This window comes from Hyphomonas sp. CACIAM 19H1, from assembly GCF_003325995.1.
GTDB lineage: Bacteria > Pseudomonadota > Alphaproteobacteria > Caulobacterales > Hyphomonadaceae > Hyphomonas > Hyphomonas polymorpha.
In genome coordinates this window covers 292,045-309,659 of sequence record NZ_CP016437.1, presented here as the reverse complement: position 1 = coordinate 309,659, position 17,615 = coordinate 292,045, and the positions used below count along the sequence as shown (strand labels likewise).

Below are 17,615 nucleotides of genomic sequence, written 5' to 3'. Positions count from 1 at the left end.
GATCACCCGACTATCGTGTGAACGCAGTTGTACCAGAGGGGTGAGTTTTCAAGATCGATGAACTTGCGCTCATCCTCCAGCAACTCGCGCGCGGCTTCCGACACGCCGGGATTGCGCCCGGCGGCCTGCATGGCCTCTTCGCTCTCGAACCAGATTTCGGCAATACCGTCATAGGGTTCGGGCGCGTTGCGGGAGGCACGGATGGCCTCGCTCATCGCGTCAAAACCTGCATGAACCTGCTCATACCGCACGATCCCCAGCGTCTTTGCCCTGGCGGCCACCAGCGGGGCGTGCTGCTCCCGCCAGTAGCGCTGAAACTCCTCCCGGCTGAGATGCGGCAGGCGCCGCAGACAGAAGGTCAGTTTGATCACAGAATATCTCCGCCTGCCGCCGCCGCCGTGGTGCCATCCTTCTTGTAGGCGCGGATGACATTCTTGCCCGTGATCCATTTGTGCACTTCATCGGGCCCATCCACGAGGCGCTGGGAGCGGATATGCGTATACCAGGCCGCGAGCGGCGTATCGAGCGAGTAGCCGAGCGCGCCGTGAAGCTGGATGGCCGTATCGACCACCTTGTGAACCATGTTGGCGAGGAACACCTTGGCGATGCCGTTTTCCTGGCGGATGTCCATGCCGTTCTCTGCCTTGTAGGCGATGTGAATCAGCATCAGGCGCGCGATGTAGAGCTGGCTGGCACATTCGGCCAGCATGAACTGCACGCCCTGACGATCCTCCAGCCCCTTGCCGAAGGTAGACCGCGTTGTCACCTGCTCCGTAGCCAGATCAAGCGCGCGCTGGGCCATGGCCACATTGTGCATGCCGTGGCGCAGGCGGCCATAGGCAAGCCGGTGCTGGCCCATGGCAAAGCCCATCCCTTCCCCGCCCAGCAGGTTTGCTTCGGGCACGACCAGGTTTTCGATCTTCACCTCGGCATGGCCCCCGCCCATCTCGGTATAGTGCTTGCCATGCACCGCCATGGTCGGGATGTCGCGGATGATCTTGTAGCCGGGATTGGGCAACTCGACGATGAAGGTGGAAAATTGCTGATGGCGCGGCGCGTCCGGATTGGTCTTGGCCATCACCACCGCGATGTCAGCCGCCGTCGCCGCCGAAGAGAACCACTTCTCGCCATTGAGAACGTAATTCCCCTTGCCGTCCTTCACGGCCACCGTTTGCATGCCGGTCGCGTCGGCGCCAGCCGCCTTCTCGGTCATCGAATAGCAGACGCGCTTTTCGCCATTCAGGATGGGCTTCAGATACTTCTCTTTCTGGAAATCAGTGCCATGCGCCAGCAGCGTCAGCATGGTCGCATCGTCCGGGCCCTGAGAATTCATCGACAGCGCGCCCAGATGGCTTTGCCCCAGTTCCATCTGCACAAGGGCATTGGCCAGCGGCCCGAGCCCCATCCCGCCATGCTCCTTCGGAATGAAGGGCAGCCAAAGCCCCTGCCCGCGCGCTTTCGTGCGCAGCGCGGCGAGAACTTCCTTGTAAGGTTTGCCCGCAGCCATCTCCTTTTCGGCGGGAATGCACTCTTCCTGCACCCAGCGGCGCACGCGCTCGCGCACTTCCTTTGCGTCTTCCGGAATCGTGAAATCAATGGCCATTGGCATTCCTCCTCATCTTGTCTGGAGGAAGGCTAACCCCGAAAAACCGGGCTGCACAGGATTGCCTTCGCGTCAGCCGGCGCCGTAATCGACGCGCTCGAGGAAGAGGCCATCGGCCGGCGCCACCGGGCCGCAGCGTGTGCGGTCGGCTGCTTCCAGTATCTCCCGCGCCCATTTTACGGGCCGGTGCCCCCGCCCCACTTCCACGAGGCTGCCCACCATCGAGCGCACCTGCCGGTGAATGAAGCTCGGCGCCGAACAGGTAAATTCGATCCGTTCGCCATAGCGCGCCACGCCTAACCGCGTCAGCGTCTTTACCGGGCTCAGCGCCTGGCATTCGGTGTCGCGGAAGGTCGAGAAATCATGTGTGCCAATCAAAGACTGCGCGGCCTCATGCATCTTCTCGGCATCCAGTTTCGAGGGAACGCGCCAGGCGATGCCGCGGTCCACCGTCAGGTCTGCGCGCCGGTTGAGGATCACGTAGCGGTAATGCCGCGCCGTGGCGGAGAAGCGCGCGTGAAAATCCTCCTCCACCTTTTCGGCTTTCAGCACCGCAATCGGATGAGGCCGCAGATGGAAGTTCATCGCATCGGCGACCTTGTTGGGCCGGTCCTGCCGGAGATCCATATGGGCGACCTGACCGGTGGCGTGAACGCCCGCGTCCGTCCGGCCCGCGCCGATCACTTCCACCGGCCCACCATCCAGCTTGGCGGCAGCCTCCTCCAGCGCGCCCTGCACAGTCTGCAGGCCGGGCAGGCGCATCCAGCCCTGATAGGCGCCGCCGTGATATTCAATGAGGAGCTTGTAACGTGGCATGACAAAGCCCGCTGCCAAAGGCCGGGCGCCGGGTCAACTGGCCATTCAGCCGCCGAAAGCCGGAGGGTAGGACAGTTTGCCGGCTTCCGGCCCGCCCGGCGCCAGGCGCAGCGCCATGAAATGCGGGCCTGACCAGGGCGCGCTGAAGGGCTTGGCGGCCGCCTCGGTGAACCCGAATTTCGGATAGTACGTGTCATGCCCCAGCACGAAAATGATCGTTTCGCCTGCCTCCTTGAGGGCTGCGAGGCCATGCCGGATGAGCCCCGCGCCCACGCCCTGCTTCTGAAGGCCCGGCCTGACACTCATCGGACCGAGCCCCGCCGCCAGCGGCGCGCCACTCACCCAGATGCGGAAAAACTCGATATGGCCGGCAATCTCCCCGCCCACCTCGGCGACCAGCGACAGAAGGCTGTCTCCATCGCGGTGCAGGACGCGCACGATGGCCCCCTCATCGGGTCCGCCAAAGGCTGCATCATTGAGCGCCGCGATGGCGTCCATATCTGCAGGCCGGGCGGGACGGATCGCGGACGCCATCAGCCGAGCTGCGTTCCTTCCGGCAACGGAGACCCCGCCAGAAAGTCGCGCGCGGCAAGCGGCTTGCCACCGGGCTTCTGCAGGCGCAGCAGGCGCACCGCGCGGCCATCGCCGCAGGCCACGCTGAGGCGATCATCGATCAACGCGCCGGGCACGGCGACCGTCGCATGATCCGTCAGCTCACTGAGGAGAACCTTCAGCCGAACCGGCCCCTGCCCGAGATCGGCCTCACACCAGGCGCCCGGCGCCGGGGAGAGACCGCGGATCTGACAGTCGATCTCGGCCGCAGGCCTTGTCCAGTCGATGCGCTGGTCTTCGGCGGTGATCTTCTGGGCATAGGTCATGCCGTCTTCAATCTGCGGCGAGGGCTTCAGGCTGCCATCGGCAAGGCCCGCCAGCGCGCGCGGGGCAAGCTCTGCGGCGAGGGCGGCCAGCCGGTCATGCAAACTCCCGGCCGTATCCTGCGGGGTAATAGGTGTACGGACGGAAGCAAGCACCGGGCCGGTATCAAGCCCCGCTTCCATCATCATCGCGTCCACGCCGGTTTCCGCGTCGCCCGCCATGATCGCGCGCTGGATCGGCGCCGCGCCCCGCCAGCGCGGCAGGATGGAGGCGTGCATGTTGAGGCAGCCAAGGCGCGGCGCATCCAGAATGGGTTGCGGCAGGATAAGGCCATAGGCGACCACCACGGCGGCATCGAGGTTCAGCGCGGCAAAGGCGGCCTGCTCTTCGGGCTTTTTCAGCGATTTCGGCGTGCGCACCTCAAGTCCGCGCGCCTCAGCAAAGGCGTGCACCGGGGTCGGTGTCAGCTTCTGCCCCCGCCCCGCCGGGCGCGGCGGCTGGGAATAGACGCAGGCGATCTCATGCCCCGCTGCAATCAGCGCCTCAAGCACGCCAAGCGCAATGCCGGGGCTTCCCATGAAGGCAATACGGATAGGCATTTTGAGGCTCCTTGGACTTGCGGAACCGGAACACCATCAGCCAGGCGATGGCAAGCTCGCGAGGCTCAGAGGCCCGAACGCGCCGGAAGACCGTCTCCACCCGCCAGCCATACAATCACGGCGGCCACCAATACTGCCAACAACCACCGGAACCGCATGTCCCGGAAAAAGCGCATCAGTTGGCGTCTTCGCGGATGGCGCGGATCCTGGCTTTCTTCACCTTGTCGATGGCGCGGTCGCGCTTCAGGCGGGACAGGTAGTCGATGAATAGCGTGCCTTCGAGATGGTCCATCTCGTGCTGGATGCAGACCGCATAGAGGTCTTCAGCCCACTCATCGACCTGATTGCCATCATAGTCCAGATAACGGATCCTGCACCGGGCCGGCCGCTCCACCTGGTCGAAAATATCCGGCACTGAGAGACAGCCTTCTTCATAAGGCTTTGTTTCTTCGATGGTCTCGACGATTTCCGGGTTCACGAAATAGCGCGGCTGGGGCTCCTCGCCTTCGCGCGCCAGATCCATCACGATCACCCGCAGCGGCACGCCGATCTGAATGGCGGCCAGGCCAATGCCCGGCGCGTCATACATTGTCTCCAGCATGTCATCCATGAGCGCCCGGATGTCGTCGGTGACGCCGCCCTCCACGGGCTTGGACACCTGTTTCAGGCGCGGATCGGGTACAGTGAGGATTTCGCGAATAGCCATGACCGTCAGATATGCACCCCTCGCCGCAGCGTCAACGGGAGATCACTCCGCCGGCAGCTTTGGCGGGGCTTCAAGCGGCAGCTGGCCCGTATCGGGCGTGTTGGCCCGCGCCTCGATCAGCTTTGCCTCCGGAGGCACTTTGCCGGGCGGGGCAATCTGCATGTCTTCGAACTTGCGCAGCGTCGGCAGCACGCGCTTGTCGATGGAGCCGAGCAGGCTGTTATAATGATCGACTGAAGAATTCAGCGATTTTCCGAGCTTCTCTGTATGCCCCAGCAGGACGCCCATCCGGGTGTAGAGTTCTGCGCCCAGTTCGGCGGCGGCCTGCGCGTTATCATTCATCTCGTGCTGACGCCAGAGATGGGCCACCGTCCGCGCCAGCGCGATCAGTGTCGTCGGTGTGGTGACGATCACGGAGCGGTTCATGGCCTTCTCGATCAGATCGGGTGACTGTTCGAGCGCGGCGGCGAAGAAGTTCTCCCCCGGAATGAACATGGCAATATAGTCAAACCGGTTGCCGAGATTGGACTGATAGTCCTTTGAGGCCAGGGTGGTGACATGCCGCTGCACACTGGCCGCATGCTGTTTCAGATGCGCCTGCCGCTCTGCCGGATCGTCGGTATTCGTGGCGGCCATATAGGAAGCAAGCGACACCTTGGAATCGATCACGATCTGCCGGTCGCCCGGCAGGCGGATGATGGCATCCGGGCGCTGCCGTCCCTCTTCGGTGTCATCGTGAACCTGCTCGCTGAAATCGCAATGGGCGGACAGGCCAGCCTGCTCCATCACATTGCGAAGCGTCATCTCGCCCCAGCGCCCGCCGCCCTTGGGCGCGGTCAGCGCGTTCACGAGCTTGCCGGTCTCGGCCGTATTTCTGTGCAGGCTTTCGGCAATCGCGCGCACCTGCTCGGAGAGGAGGGTCTTGTCCTCGGTGCGCACCTTCTCGATTGCCTCCACCTTCTGGCGGAAGGTCTCGAAATTCTCGCCGATAGGCTTCATCAGCTCTTTCAGCTCGCCCTGGGCCCCTTCCCGGTGGCGTTTGAAGGTTTCTTCGGCCCGCTCCAGAAACATCGAATTGGCCCGCGCCAGAACGCCCTGGGCGAGTTCGGCGAATTTGCGCTCATCCTCGGCGCTGCGCGCCTGCGCTGCTGCAAGTTTCAACTCGGCATCCCGGCGTGCCGCCTCCAGCGTCTGCTCGCGCTGGCGCAGGCGCGACAACTCGTCCTGCGCGGCGTTGCGTTCGGTCATCAGGCGTTCGCGCTCGACATCCCCGCGCTGGCGGGATTGCCAGAGAAACACGCCGAGCCCCGCTGCAATCAGCAGCAGGACGACGTGTACCAGGTCAAACCCGGCAGACCCAATTGTGATCACAGGCGTCATGGCAGGCCCTCTGGAATCGAGCCCAGAACATAATCGGAACGATTAGCCGCTGTCTACACCCGCAAGGCGAGCGGACTGTGCTCCGCAGGCGAATTTCGCCGCCTGCGGAGGACTGGTTAACGCCGGCTGGAACGAAACACGTCCGCCAATCAGCCCTTCACGAAGCCGGCCAGGCGCTTGGTGATGATCTCTTCGGCCTCGGCCATGATCCGGTCGATCAGTTCCTGACAGGTCGGGATGTCATAGATAAGGCCCGCCACCATGCCGCACGACCAGGCGCCGGCATCCATGTCGCCGTCTTTCATGATCTTCGGATAGACGCCGGCCACTTCCTCGATGATGTCCTCGAACTTGATGTTCGCGCCGAGTTCTTTCTCCTTCTGGAGAAGACGCTCCACCGCCGGGTTCGTCAGCACACGTTCGGTATTGCGCAGCGGGCGCATGACGAGGCGGGTGTCGAGCTCAGAGGCCGCAACCAGCGCCTGCTTCACATTCTCGTGCACCGGGGCTTCTTTCGTCGCGATGAAGCGCGTGCCCATGTTCATGCCTTCTGCGCCCAGCGCCATCGCCGCCACCAGCGAGCGGCCATCTGCCATGCCGCCCGAGGCGATGAAGGGGATATCCAGCTCATCCATCGCGCGCGGCAGAAGGATGAAGTTGGGCACATCATCCTCGCCAGGGTGGCCACCGCATTCGAAACCATCCACCGACACCGCATCGCAGCCGATCTTCTGGGCCTTCAGGGCATGGCGCACGGCAGTGCACTTATGGATGACCTTGATGCCATTATCCTTGAGGATCGGAAGCACCTGCACAGGGTTGTTGCCGGCGGTTTCAACCACCTTCACGCCGCCCTCGATGATGGCTTTCACATAGCCGGGATAGTCCGGCTGGTTCACCGAAGGCAGGAAGGTCAGGTTCACGCCAATCGGCTTGTCCGTCATGTCACGGCAGCGGGCGATTTCATTGGCGAGGTCTGCCGGGGTCCGCTGCGTCAGGGCAGTAATGATGCCAAGGCCGCCCGCATTGGAAACGGCCGCAGCCATTTCAGCAAAACCGACAAAGTGCATGCCCCCCTGGACAATCGGGTGCTTGATGCCGAGCATTTCAGTAATGCGGGTTTTCATGGCCGGGTCTCCCAAAGGCTTTTCTCTCGCGGCATCCTTGGACAGAGCATCGACCGCGCGCAAGTCTGACATCGGGGAAATCACCCCGCGCCCGGGGCCGGATAAAGATTGCCCCTCTCCGGAAAGCGTTTTACCCCAAGGGCTGCCGGCTGATGGAGATTTCATGAAATACGCGCTTCCAATCCTGACCCTGATGGCGCTCGCCGCCTGCCAGACGGCCACAATCACCGCGCCAGAGCCCGCCCCGGCTGCGCAGCAGCCCGCCGCAGTATCGGCCCCGGAGGGACGCCCTCTTGCCGCCGATCAGTGGCTATTCGGCTCTGCCGAAGCGCAGATCATGATGGCGCAAAGCTGGAACCGGATTGCCGCCTATGCCGAAGCCGGCGCAGCCGCCCGCCCGGAATACAGCGTCATCCTTGCGCCCGGCGCGACGGCCGAAGCGCCCGAATTCCTGGCCTGCGGAGAAAAACCCCTCGCCGCCGTCTTCGATGTGGACGAAACCCTGATCTGGAACCTTGGGTCAGCAGGCGCCTTCCGCCGCATGGGCATCGGGTTTGATCCCGCCATCTGGGGCGAGTGGGAACGCACCGGCGCGGGCAAGGCCGTCGCCATTCCCGGCGCGCTGGAAGGGGTGGAGCGTATCCGCAAGGCGGGCGTGGAAATCATCCTCAACACCAACCGCGAAGCGGCAAATGTCGCCGGAAATATCGAGACGATCCGGGAAGCAGGCTTCGGCGATTATGTGCATGGCGAAACCCTGTTCCTGAAAGGCGATACGCCCGGCGGCTCGGCCAAGGATGGCCGCCGCTATGCCATCTCGGAGAATTACTGCGTCATCGCCCTCGTCGGCGATCAGCTGGGCGACATTGCCGACATCTTCAACGACAAGTCCCTGAGCCCCGCCGCCCGCCGCGATCTCGCCGCCGCCCCCGCCTTCGGCGGCCTCTGGGACGATGGCTGGTTCATCCTGCCCAACCCGACCTATGGACCATTCGAGGGGAGCAGCATGGAAGATGTCTTCCCGCCTGAAACCTATTGGGCCCCGGCAGAGGAGAAGTGATCCCATGATCCTCTTCGTCCACGGCGTTCCCGATACCCCCGTTCTCTGGCAGCCGCTTGTTGCGGCGCTTGGTCTGGGTCCGGAGGATTACCGCGCCCCCGCCCTGCCCGGCTTTGGCACGGAAAAGCCGCCCGGCTTCCGCAGCACGAAGGATGAATATGCCAGCTGGCTGATCACACAGATGGAAGCGGCGGGCGGGCCGGTCCACATCGTCGGCCATGACTGGGGCGCCCTGCTCACCCTGCGCGCCGCCAGCCTGCGCCCCGACCTTGTGAAAAGTTGGTGCGTCACCAACGCCGTGATCGATCCGGACTATTCCGGCCACAGAACAGCCCGCATGTGGGCAACCCCGCTGCTGGGCGAGTTCGTGATGCTGAACATGCGCAACAAGCCGCGCCTGATCGAGGGCCTCGTTCAAGGCGGCATGCCGCGCGAACTCGCCGAAATCGAAGTGCCCCATATCGACAAGCGGATGCGCCAGTCGATCCTCAGCCTCTATCGCTCTGCCATTGGCCTGCGCTTCAGCGGGCATTGGGTGGACGATCTGACAAACCTTCCCAAGCATGGCCAGCTTTTCTGGGGCGAGAATGATCCGTTCGTGGAGCTTCCCGTGGCAGAGCGCTTTTCAAAGCGTCATGGCACACCGCTGCATGTCGAGCGCGGCACCGGCCATTGGGCCTGTCATGACCGGGCTGAAAACTTTGCAGCTGTCCTGAAGGCCCTATGGCAAAAGGCCGGCTGATAAGCCGGCCTTTTTCCTGTTTCGAAAGGCGCAGGATCAGGCCGCTTCCTTGCCGCCAACCCCTGCCAGTTCCTGTTTGATCCGCTCAGACAGCTGACGAACCGTGAACGGTTTGGGCAGGAAGGAGACCGCGCGGTCATCATCCAGCTGCTGGGCAAGGTCGCGCTCGGCATAGCCGGAGATGAAGATCACGCGCGCATGGCCCAGCTTGTCCTTGGCTTCGCGGATCAGCGTCGGCCCATCCATGCCCGGCATCACCACGTCAGAGATGATGAGATCGAACGAGCCCGGCATATCGGTGAGGATGTCCAATGCCTCCTCGCCGTCGCAGGCCTCTTCCACCTCATAGCCGCGCTGGCGCAGATGGGTCGCCGCGATGGAGCGCACGCCGTCTTCATCCTCAACCAGCAGGATACGTCCGCGCCCGGACATATCCATCGGGCGGATGACCGGCTTGGCGTTCTCGGCAATGTCCGACGGCTCAGGGATTTCTTCTGCGGCCAGCGCCGGCAGATAGATGTAGAAGGTCGTGCCCTTGCCCATCGAGGAAATCGGACAGACATAACCGCCCGACTGCTTGATGATGCCGTAGACGGTGGCCAGGCCCAGCCCCGTGCCGGAGCCCTGCTCCTTGGTCGTGAAGAAGGGCTGGAAAATCTTGTCCAGCAGATCGCGCGGCATGCCCGTGCCGTTATCCTCAACCTCGATCAGCAGGTATTCGCCGTCTTCCACATAATTGAAGCCGAGCGCGTGGGCCTCTTTGCCGGTAGAACGCGCCGTGCGGATCGACAGCTTGCCGCCATTGCGATGCGCAATCATGGCGTCGCGGGCATTGGTGGCCAGGTTGATGATCGCCGTTTCCAGCTGGTTCTTGTCTGCCTTGATCCAGGGCACGTCCCGGCCATGTTTCACGTCCAGCTCGACCCGCTCATCCAGCACCTGGCGCAGCAGGATCGAAAATTCTGACAGGAAGTCGGTGACGTTGAAGATTTCCCGCTTGAAGGTCTGCGCGCGGGCATAGGCCAGCAGCATACGGACAAGTTCACGGGCCCGCGACGAGAATTCGTGGATCGATTGCAGATATTCGTAGGACGGGTCACCCACGGGGTGGCGCGTCATCAGCTCTTCATAGTTGAAGATGATGCCCTGCAGCACATTGTTGAAGTCGTGCGCCACAACGCCGGCCAGCTGGCCGATGGAGCGCATCTTCTCGCCATGGGCAAGACGCGTCTCCAGCTGGCGCTGCTCGGTGATGTCGATGATATAGGCCACCGAGGGGCGGCCCGTATTGTTGAGCGTGACGAAGACGTTCACATCGCGCGCCTCATCGCCCGCCGTCTTCAGCGCAACCGGCTTGTCGATAGCGTCGACCAGCAGGGTGGCGAGCGCGTCCTCACCCTCTTCCGACACAAAGAGATCGGCAAAGCGCGTACCCGGTGTCGCCCGGCCACCGGTGACTTCCATCAGCGCGCGGTTGGCATCGAGGATTACCGCGCTGTCCACCCGGTCACCGTCCAGACGCACGGCGCCGAACGGCGCGTCATCGAACATCGGATCGCCATCCGGACGCGGCGGGCGAGACGCCGCCTGCAGCGCAAAGCGCTCTTCCCCGCCATTCAGCACCTGCGGGCTTGCCAGCACGATCGTGCGCCCGGCGGCGTCAGCGCCCCGGCCCGTCCAGCTGGTGATCGCCTGCACCGGGATCTCCACCCCGTCGCGCGCGCGCAGTTGGATGTCGGCCCGGCCCGGCGCGCCGGACTTGCGGTCCCGCGCCAGCATCTTCACGAATTCCGGACGCATGATGTCGTCGGTGCGGATATTCTTGGCCGTCTCTGGCAGGCCGAGCAGTTCCCGCAGCCAGGAGTTGGCATAGGTGATCGTACCGTCCGGCTTGGCGGCGAAGAAGCCCATCGGGGCATCTTCGACATAGAGGGATTTGAGGTCTGCCGCGCCCGTTGCCTCGATCTGGCCGGCGATGCGGCGGATACGCCACAAGACGCGCCCGCGCGGCAGCGGGGAGACGGAAACTTCAAACTGCGCGGGCACCTGCTCGGGCCCCAGCGCCAGCGGCGGCAGCACTTCGCGGCGCTGCGTGCCTGCCTTGGCAGATTTCGACAGGCGGTAAACCGGCGCGGCAAGGCCGGGATTGGCACCGAACAGGCGGTCCACCGTCACCGGGCCGCTTTCCGCAGTGCCGGCAATCAGGGCCATCCGGGTCAGGTCGGAATAGGCGGTGTTCGCCGCTACCGGCGCCCCGCCGGGATCCGTTACCAGAACGGCTTCATCCAGTGCTTCAATCCAGGGAAAACGCGGCGCGCTGGCATTCGCCACCCGCGCGGCAGCGCCCTTTTCCGGAAAGAGCCCGATGTACCGGCCCGCGCCGCGCACCGTCCAGAGCAGGAAGACGAGGCCTCCTGACGCCATTGTGATCAGCAGGATCGAGCCGGTCGCGCCCGACGCATTCGGCCAGGCAAGCGAGATGCTGGCTGCAGCGATGGACAGGAGCAGACAGCCCCAGAAACCCAGCTGCAGGAAGTCGATACGCCGCCCTTCCCGCTCACCGGCATTCGCCTCCTCGCCTGGCGTTGCCGCAGCGAGAGTCAGCTCAAGGGTGTCTGCTTCGTTACTCATGGTCTACCACCATTCTATTGGCCGGTTCCCTTTCCGGGCTGGCCATGCCTTATGCGAGGCGGGCATCACATGACTCGAGGCCCAACCTTCACCTAGTTTATCGTTTTTGACACGGCAAAGGTTAACGAACCCGAAAAAGCCGTTAACAGACGCAGTATAATCGAGCCCAGAAGAACAGGATTCGGCTAACCATGGTATCACGCACGCTCGCAATGTTCACCGCAATGGCGCTGGTCGCCAGCTGCGGCGCCCCCGCCCACCGCGAACCCAAAATTCCGGAATATTCCACCGAGGTGGTGGCTGCCGAATCCGAGCGGCTGAACGAATGGTTCGAGCAGAAGTTCGAGGAAGCCATCGCGCGGGATCCGATGCGGATGACCGCGCTGGGCCGGCGCGACCGCTATGGCGAGTGGACCGACCCCTCCCGCGCCTTCGACGCGGAAAGCCTGGCCATCCAGCGGGCTACTGTTCAGGAAATGAAGGAAAAATTCGACTTCAACAAGCTGAACGACCAGGCGAAGCTGTCCTGGCGGCTCGCAGAATATGAGCTGGAGCGCTCAGAACTGAACGAACCGTTCCGTGATCACGGCTATACCTTCAACCAGATGTTTGGCGTCCAGTCGTCGATCCCCGCCTTTCTGATAAACCAGCACAAGGTCACCGGCCTGACAGATGCGGAGGCCTACATCACGCGCCTGAACGCCCTGCCCGCCTATCTCGGCGGCCATGTCGAAAACGCCCGCGCGTCCGCTGAAAAGGGCATTCAGCCGCCTGCTTTCGTCTATGACTATGTCCTCTCCGACGCCCGCGGCCTCATCACCGGCTATCCTTTCTCCGGCAAGGATGATGGCAGTGAAGACAGCCCGCTGATGAGCGACATCCGGGGCAAGATTACCGCGCTGGTCAATAACAGCACGATCTCGCCGGAACAGGCCGCAGAGCTGACCGAGCGCGCCGTGCAGGCCCTCACCACCGCCGTCGGCCCCGCCTATCAGGCCGCCATTGAGGAACTCACCCGCCAGCAGCTCAGCGCCACCGCCGATGACGGCGCCTGGAAACTGCCCGATGGCGCGGCCTATTACGAAGCACGCCTGAAGGCGATGACGACGACCGATCTCACCGCCGCCGAAATCCACCAGATCGGCCTGGATGAAGTTGCCCGGATCCATGCGGAGATGGAGGCGATCATGCAGCAGGTCGGCTTTGAGGGAGACCTGCAGGACTTTTTCGAGTTCATGCGCACCGATCCGCGCTTCTACAAACCCGAAACACCTGAAGGCCGCGAGGAATATCTCGCCGAGGCGCGCGCAGCGATTGCCCGGATGGAGGCAGACCTCCCGAACCTCTTCAACACCTTCCCGAAAGCCGGCATGATCGTTCAGGCGGTCGAGCCCTTCCGGGAGCGGTCCGCCGGCAAGGCCTTCTACAACCGCCCTGCCCCGGATGGCAGCCGCCCCGGCATCTACTACGCCAATCTTTACCGCATGTCCGACATGCCGACCTATCAGCTGGAAGCGCTCGCTTTCCATGAAGGCATTCCGGGCCACCATATGCAGATTGCCATCGCGCAGGAGCTTGAAGGTGTTCCCAGCTTCCGGCGCTTTGGCGGCTACACCGCCTATTCCGAAGGCTGGGGCCTCTATACGGAGCTTCTGCCCAAGGAGATTGGCTACTACACCGATCCGTATTCGGACTTTGGCCGCCTCGCCATGGAAATCTGGCGCGCTGCCCGCCTGGTGGTCGATACCGGCCTTCACTCCAAACAGTGGACGCGCGAACAGGCCGTTCAATATCTTCTGGAGAACACCCCCAATCCGGAAGGCGACGCCCGCAAGGCCATCGATCGCTACATCGTGATGCCGGGTCAGGCCACCGCCTACAAGATCGGCATGATCAAGATCGTCGAGCTGCGCGAACGCGCCAAGACAGAGCTTGGCGACGCCTTCGACATCCGCGACTTCCATGACGTCGTATTGAAGAATGGCGCCGTGCCGCTGGCCATACTTGAGGAGAATGTCGACGCATGGATCGCGGAGACCAAGGCCAGCTAGGCCGCCCTATCCTCCGGGCGGGCGCGTCCCTCGCGCTCGCCGTCCTCTTTCTCGCCGGCTGCAGCAGTGTAGCCGGCGCCCTCCTCGCCCCAAAAATAGATACCGCCGCCAGCCGCCTGACGCCGGGCGACTTTGCGCTGGATACCAAACACGCCGCGCTCGTCTTCCGGATCAACCATCTCGGCTTTTCGGATTATGTGGGCCGCTTCGGCCGTTTCGAGGCAAGCCTCACCGGCGACGCGGCCAATCCGGCGGGCGCGCGGATCGAGGCGATCATCGACATCCCCTCGCTGGATGTTGCCAACCCGGACTTTGCCGCAGAACTGACAGGCCCGGCCTGGTTTGACGCCGCGGCTCATCCGCAGGCGATCTTCAAATCCACCATCGTCCACCCTACCAGCGAAACAACCGCCGAGATCACCGGCAACCTCACCCTGAAAGGCGTCACCCGCCCGATCACATTGACGGCAAGGCTCAACGGCAGCGCCTACGACCCGCTGCGCCAGGCTGATGTGATCGGATTTTCTGCTGAGGCAGAGATCAACCGCTCAGACTTCGGCATAGACCGTTTTTCGGGCCTGCTGACCGATACCGTCCGGATAGAGATTGAAGCGGAGTTTATCCGGCAAAGGCCGGATTGAGCGCACGGAGCGCCGGGCCGCGCCGCGAAATGCGCACGGCCATGCGATTCCCCTTCCGCCCGATCTGGGCTTCGGCGGCCACCTCGCCGTCCAGCCCGCCGGACAGCAGTTCCACCGGCTGGTCCGCCGGCACACCCAGCAGCAGCGTGGCGCCGGGACGCAGGCTGGTGAGTTTGGACAGCGGCATTTCCACCCGGGCCACACGCGCCGTCATCAGCACGGTCAGCGCCGGCCCGCTTCGCTCTGCCTTCGGCACGGCGTCCTCGCTGGCAAGCGTCTCCGGTAGCAGCGATTGCGTCACCAGCAGGCGCGCCGGCCAGTCGGCCCCACCCGCGCGAACCGACAGCGTGATCTCGTAAGCCGCCCCCGGCGCCGCGATGGAGGCAGCAAACAGAGGGTCGGTTTCGATGCCGGAAAACGCCATCCCGGCGCCTACGACGCTCGCCAGCGGCCGGGCCAGACCTTCCAGCAGCGCCAGATCAATCGGGCTGAGCTCTCTTGGCTGGGAATTGGGCACCGGGCCGCCACAGGCCGTCTCGATCATGATCTGGGCAAGCCCTGCCCCGATGACCAGCATCGCCGCCACATCGCCCTCAGCGCCGGCGCAGCAGACAATCGCCTGCCCCGGTTCTTCCCGTGCAGAAACAGCCTGCGCCAGGCTCACTGGCGAAATGCGCTGCACAGTGAAGGCCGCCGCAATCCCGCAATGCTCGCGCATGGCGCGCGACAGGCGGGCCGAAATGCGGCGGGCGGCTTCTTCCCGTCCGGCCCCGGACGGGGCGGGTGCGGGCGGCGTAAACTCGGCAACCATCCTCGGCTGGGGCTCTGGCGGAGCCTCTTCAGGCAGGTCGTCCATGTCCGAAAGGTCGGGACGCAGCAGCATCTCGATCTCGGCCGGTGTCAGCACGCCCCGCGAGGTCGGCAGCGGGCGGTCAGGGGCAATCGGTTCGCGCAGGGGCGGGGTATCCGTCATGATGCGGCGCCGAAGCCTGGGTGAAACATCCCATCCATCCTCCGCCAGGTCCGGCGGGGATGCACTCTTCACGGAAGAGGCGAATGGCAGGGTCATATCATCTAAGTCGCCCGGAAAAGGTTAATGGCGCGTTAGTAAATTCGCCGCGACGGCAATTATTAACAGCAACTGCCTGAGGGATTCACTCAAGTCTCTCGAATTTTACCTTCTGGTCAGGCCTCGGTAAGGCGTGATTCGGATCTGCGCGTCATGATGGTCGTGCGGCCAAAGAAGCTCGTACAACATCCGCCAAAGGCGTGGGGAAAGATGACTGGAAAAAGGCGGCACTCCGATCTGGAGAGCCGCCTTTTTACTGTTCGCAGAACTTTAAAAACGCGGTGCCTAGTCGTCGCGCAGGGTGCGTTCCTTGCGCTCGTGACGCTCCTGCGCCTCAAGGCTGAGGGTCGCGGTGGGGCGCGCTTCCAGGCGCCGCAGGCCGATCGGCTCACCGGTCGCCTCGCAATAGCCGTATGAACCGTCTTCGATCCGGCGCAGGGCCGCGTCGATCTTGGAAATCAGCTTGCGCTGGCGGTCCCGCGTGCGCAGCTCGAGCGCCTTGTCGCTTTCGGCCGAAGCGCGGTCCACAATGTCGGGGAGAGAGCCTGACTCGTCCTGAAGATTGTGAATGGTCTGCTTGGCGCCGTCGAGAATGTCGGCCTTCCAGGCTTCCAGCAGGCGCCTGAAATAGGCCAGCTGCCGCTCATTCATGAACTCTTCGTCTTCCGAGGGGCGATAATCGTCTGAGAGATCGATACTCACGGCAGACTCCTTCACTCGTTTGTGTGCCATATAGAGCGGACCTCGATTCTCCGCAATGTCCGAGACTGAGGGGGTAAATCCTGTAATTTCAGACAATTACGACAAAAACATGCCGAAACACTGTCAGTAAACGCTTCAATGCCCCACAAAGAGCGTTCTGCACAGTGCAAGTTGCAGACCACCCCTTGATCTTTGCCCCCCCGGCACGCTCTATGTGCAACTGCCCTTACAGTCTGCCCAAACGGTAAAATCGACGGAATGGCCCGCCAACGGAAAGTACAATCCCGCAGAGCGGGCTGGATGCTGGCGGTGATGTTCAATTCCCTGCTGATTCTTCTGCCTGTGATCGGCGCACGTGCCATTTCCAATGCTTACGATCAGGATCTGACCTCCCGCGAAGGCGCCGCCGAGGCGCTTCAGCATGCCAATGTCCGGCTGCTTGAGGAGCTGACCACGTTCGGGCCCCGCGACGAGGACAGCAAGCTCCCCTATTGGCAGGACCGGATTGTGGCGGAGATGGACGGGCGCAACATGTCGGCCGTGCGCGGTTATCTGCTCGCCGCGCCGCAGATGCTGGGCCGCGATCTGGGCGAACAGATCCGTGTGCGCGCCGAAGCGGAGGTCACCGGCACGCCGGACGAACGCCTGATCCGCGCCGCCCTGCAGAAGCTGCCTGAAAATGTTGCCATGCGGATCATGGAAACCGAGCGCTACAATCCCCCTGCCCCCCAGACGCCCGCGGCGCTCCCCGGCGAAGCAGACCCCGCCGAGACACAGGAACCTCCACCAGAGCTCGCGGAAGCAGCTGAGCCGGCAGAGGCCCCCGAGACGCCGGAGCCCGCCGCCGACGCCCCCATCGTGCTGCAGGCGAATGTCCGCAATGAAGACGAGCGCCGGTTCCAGATCCTCGGCAGCTATGCCGATCTTGCCGTCATGTCTCAGCGCTGGATCGAGGGCGACCGCTCCGACGAACTTGTCCTGAAGCTCACCGGCCTTGGCCTTGTCCAGCAGGACTATAGCGACGGCCTTTCCGACGCGACCGCACTTTCCGTCTCGATCCTGAAATCAGCCCGCCGCTCTCAGCGCCTGACGCCGAGCTTCTCGGACTATCTTGCCGAACAGGTGGATGCCGCCCTGCCCGACGCGGCGCTGGAGCCTGCCTTGCAGGAAGCGTTCAGAGACCTCGCCACCACCGAAGTACGCGCCGAACGTGTCCGCGCCGCCTATGGGGGCTCGATCAATCAGGCAGGCCTCGGCCCACTGGAGGCTGACCTTGACCAGATCCAGCGCCTTGCCGCCCAGACCAGCCCCGGCGGCGCGCTGACGGTTCTGGCGGTGATTGAGGACGGCACAGACCTTCAGCGAGCCCGCCTGCTGGCAGAGGCGGGCGGCGAACGCCTGATCGTGCTGGTGCGCGAACGGGGCCGTGAAGCGCTCAAGATCGCCGATGCCGGCATCAGCTGGAACCGCAATACCGTGCTGGAGATCATGAGCCTGACAGCCGCCGGCATGCTGCTGTTCTGGGTGATGCTCTCAACCGTGCGGCTCTACATCAAGCTGCCCAAGCCGAGGGCCGAGCCTCAGGGCGCCTGAGACATTATCTCAGGAATCA

The 17,615-nt window shown here is 63.6% G+C and carries 16 protein-coding genes; 5 read left to right on the top strand and 11 right to left on the bottom strand.

What is annotated here, in order from left to right:
- Nucleotides 1-2 precede the first annotated feature (2 nt).
- The 8 genes from BBF93_RS01515 to BBF93_RS01480 form a co-directional block, all read right to left on the bottom strand.
- Nucleotides 3-371, bottom strand: coding sequence for an EthD domain-containing protein (locus BBF93_RS01515; protein ID WP_035593948.1), 369 nt, complete (start codon nt 369-371; stop codon nt 3-5).
- Nucleotides 368-1,603, bottom strand: coding sequence for an acyl-CoA dehydrogenase family protein (locus tag BBF93_RS01510; RefSeq protein WP_035593947.1), 1,236 nt, complete (start codon nt 1,601-1,603; stop codon nt 368-370). The genes BBF93_RS01515 and BBF93_RS01510 overlap by 4 nt, the downstream gene beginning before the upstream one ends.
- A 72-nt stretch (nt 1,604-1,675) precedes the next feature.
- Nucleotides 1,676-2,419 (bottom strand): tRNA pseudouridine(38-40) synthase TruA, encoded by a 744-nt coding sequence (gene truA, locus BBF93_RS01505; RefSeq protein WP_035593945.1) that lies wholly within the window; start codon nt 2,417-2,419, stop codon nt 1,676-1,678.
- 45 nt (nt 2,420-2,464) lie between these two features.
- Nucleotides 2,465-2,953 carry a GNAT family N-acetyltransferase gene (locus tag BBF93_RS01500; protein ID WP_035593943.1) on the bottom strand — a complete coding sequence of 163 codons (489 nt, stop codon included), beginning with the start codon at nt 2,951-2,953 and terminating at the stop codon, nt 2,465-2,467.
- Nucleotides 2,953-3,888, bottom strand: coding sequence for a methionyl-tRNA formyltransferase (gene fmt, locus BBF93_RS01495; RefSeq protein WP_035594236.1), 936 nt, complete (start codon nt 3,886-3,888; stop codon nt 2,953-2,955). The genes BBF93_RS01500 and fmt overlap by 1 nt, the downstream gene beginning before the upstream one ends.
- Nucleotides 3,889-4,069: 181 nt before the next feature.
- Complete coding sequence (def, locus tag BBF93_RS01490) at nt 4,070-4,600, bottom strand: peptide deformylase (RefSeq protein ID WP_035593941.1); 531 nt, start codon at nt 4,598-4,600, stop codon at nt 4,070-4,072.
- 42 nt (nt 4,601-4,642) lie between these two features.
- Nucleotides 4,643-5,980, bottom strand: coding sequence for a DNA recombination protein RmuC (gene rmuC / locus BBF93_RS01485; RefSeq protein WP_114104784.1), 1,338 nt, complete (start codon nt 5,978-5,980; stop codon nt 4,643-4,645).
- Nucleotides 5,981-6,129: 149 nt separating this feature from the next.
- Nucleotides 6,130-7,107 carry a nitronate monooxygenase family protein gene (locus BBF93_RS01480; protein ID WP_035593937.1) on the bottom strand — a complete coding sequence of 326 codons (978 nt, stop codon included), beginning with the start codon at nt 7,105-7,107 and terminating at the stop codon, nt 6,130-6,132.
- Between the two features lie 163 nt (nt 7,108-7,270).
- On the opposite strand from BBF93_RS01480, the gene BBF93_RS01475 reads away from it, so the two are divergent.
- Complete coding sequence (locus BBF93_RS01475; RefSeq protein ID WP_114104783.1) at nt 7,271-8,167, top strand: 5'-nucleotidase, lipoprotein e(P4) family; 897 nt, start codon at nt 7,271-7,273, stop codon at nt 8,165-8,167.
- A gap of 4 nt (nt 8,168-8,171) precedes the next feature.
- Entirely contained in the window at nt 8,172-8,909 is a 738-nt protein-coding gene (locus tag BBF93_RS01470) for an alpha/beta fold hydrolase (protein ID WP_114104782.1), read from the top strand.
- A gap of 36 nt (nt 8,910-8,945) precedes the next feature.
- Here the strand turns inward: BBF93_RS01470 and BBF93_RS01465 are convergent, their stop codons facing one another.
- Entirely contained in the window at nt 8,946-11,540 is a 2,595-nt protein-coding gene (locus BBF93_RS01465) for a response regulator (protein WP_035593931.1), read from the bottom strand.
- Nucleotides 11,541-11,731: 191 nt separating this feature from the next.
- Here BBF93_RS01465 and BBF93_RS01460 point away from each other — a divergent pair, with 191 nt between their 5' ends.
- Both BBF93_RS01460 and BBF93_RS01455 read left to right on the top strand, forming a co-directional pair.
- The gene (locus tag BBF93_RS01460) at nt 11,732-13,591 is read left to right on the top strand and encodes a DUF885 family protein (protein ID WP_114104781.1); all 1,860 of its coding nucleotides are present in this window, start codon (nt 11,732-11,734) and stop codon (nt 13,589-13,591) included.
- On the top strand, nt 13,564-14,232 hold the full coding sequence (locus tag BBF93_RS01455) for a YceI family protein (protein ID WP_051612183.1): 669 nt from the start codon (nt 13,564-13,566) through the stop codon (nt 14,230-14,232). Before BBF93_RS01460 ends, BBF93_RS01455 begins: the two co-directional genes overlap by 28 nt.
- On the opposite strand, the gene BBF93_RS01450 is transcribed toward BBF93_RS01455, so the two are convergent.
- Together BBF93_RS01450 and dksA are read right to left on the bottom strand one after the other, a co-directional pair.
- On the bottom strand, nt 14,210-15,205 hold the full coding sequence (locus BBF93_RS01450; protein WP_162173994.1) for a FliM/FliN family flagellar motor switch protein: 996 nt from the start codon (nt 15,203-15,205) through the stop codon (nt 14,210-14,212). The two genes, BBF93_RS01455 and BBF93_RS01450, sit on opposite strands and share 23 nt — an antisense overlap.
- Before the next feature lie 381 nt (nt 15,206-15,586).
- On the bottom strand, nt 15,587-16,033 hold the full coding sequence (gene dksA, locus BBF93_RS01445; protein WP_051612182.1) for an RNA polymerase-binding protein DksA: 447 nt from the start codon (nt 16,031-16,033) through the stop codon (nt 15,587-15,589).
- Between the two features lie 228 nt (nt 16,034-16,261).
- On the opposite strand from dksA, the gene BBF93_RS01440 reads away from it, so the two are divergent.
- The gene (locus BBF93_RS01440; protein ID WP_157532623.1) at nt 16,262-17,596 is read left to right on the top strand and encodes a hypothetical protein; all 1,335 of its coding nucleotides are present in this window, start codon (nt 16,262-16,264) and stop codon (nt 17,594-17,596) included.
- Nucleotides 17,597-17,615: the final 19 nt, after the last annotated feature.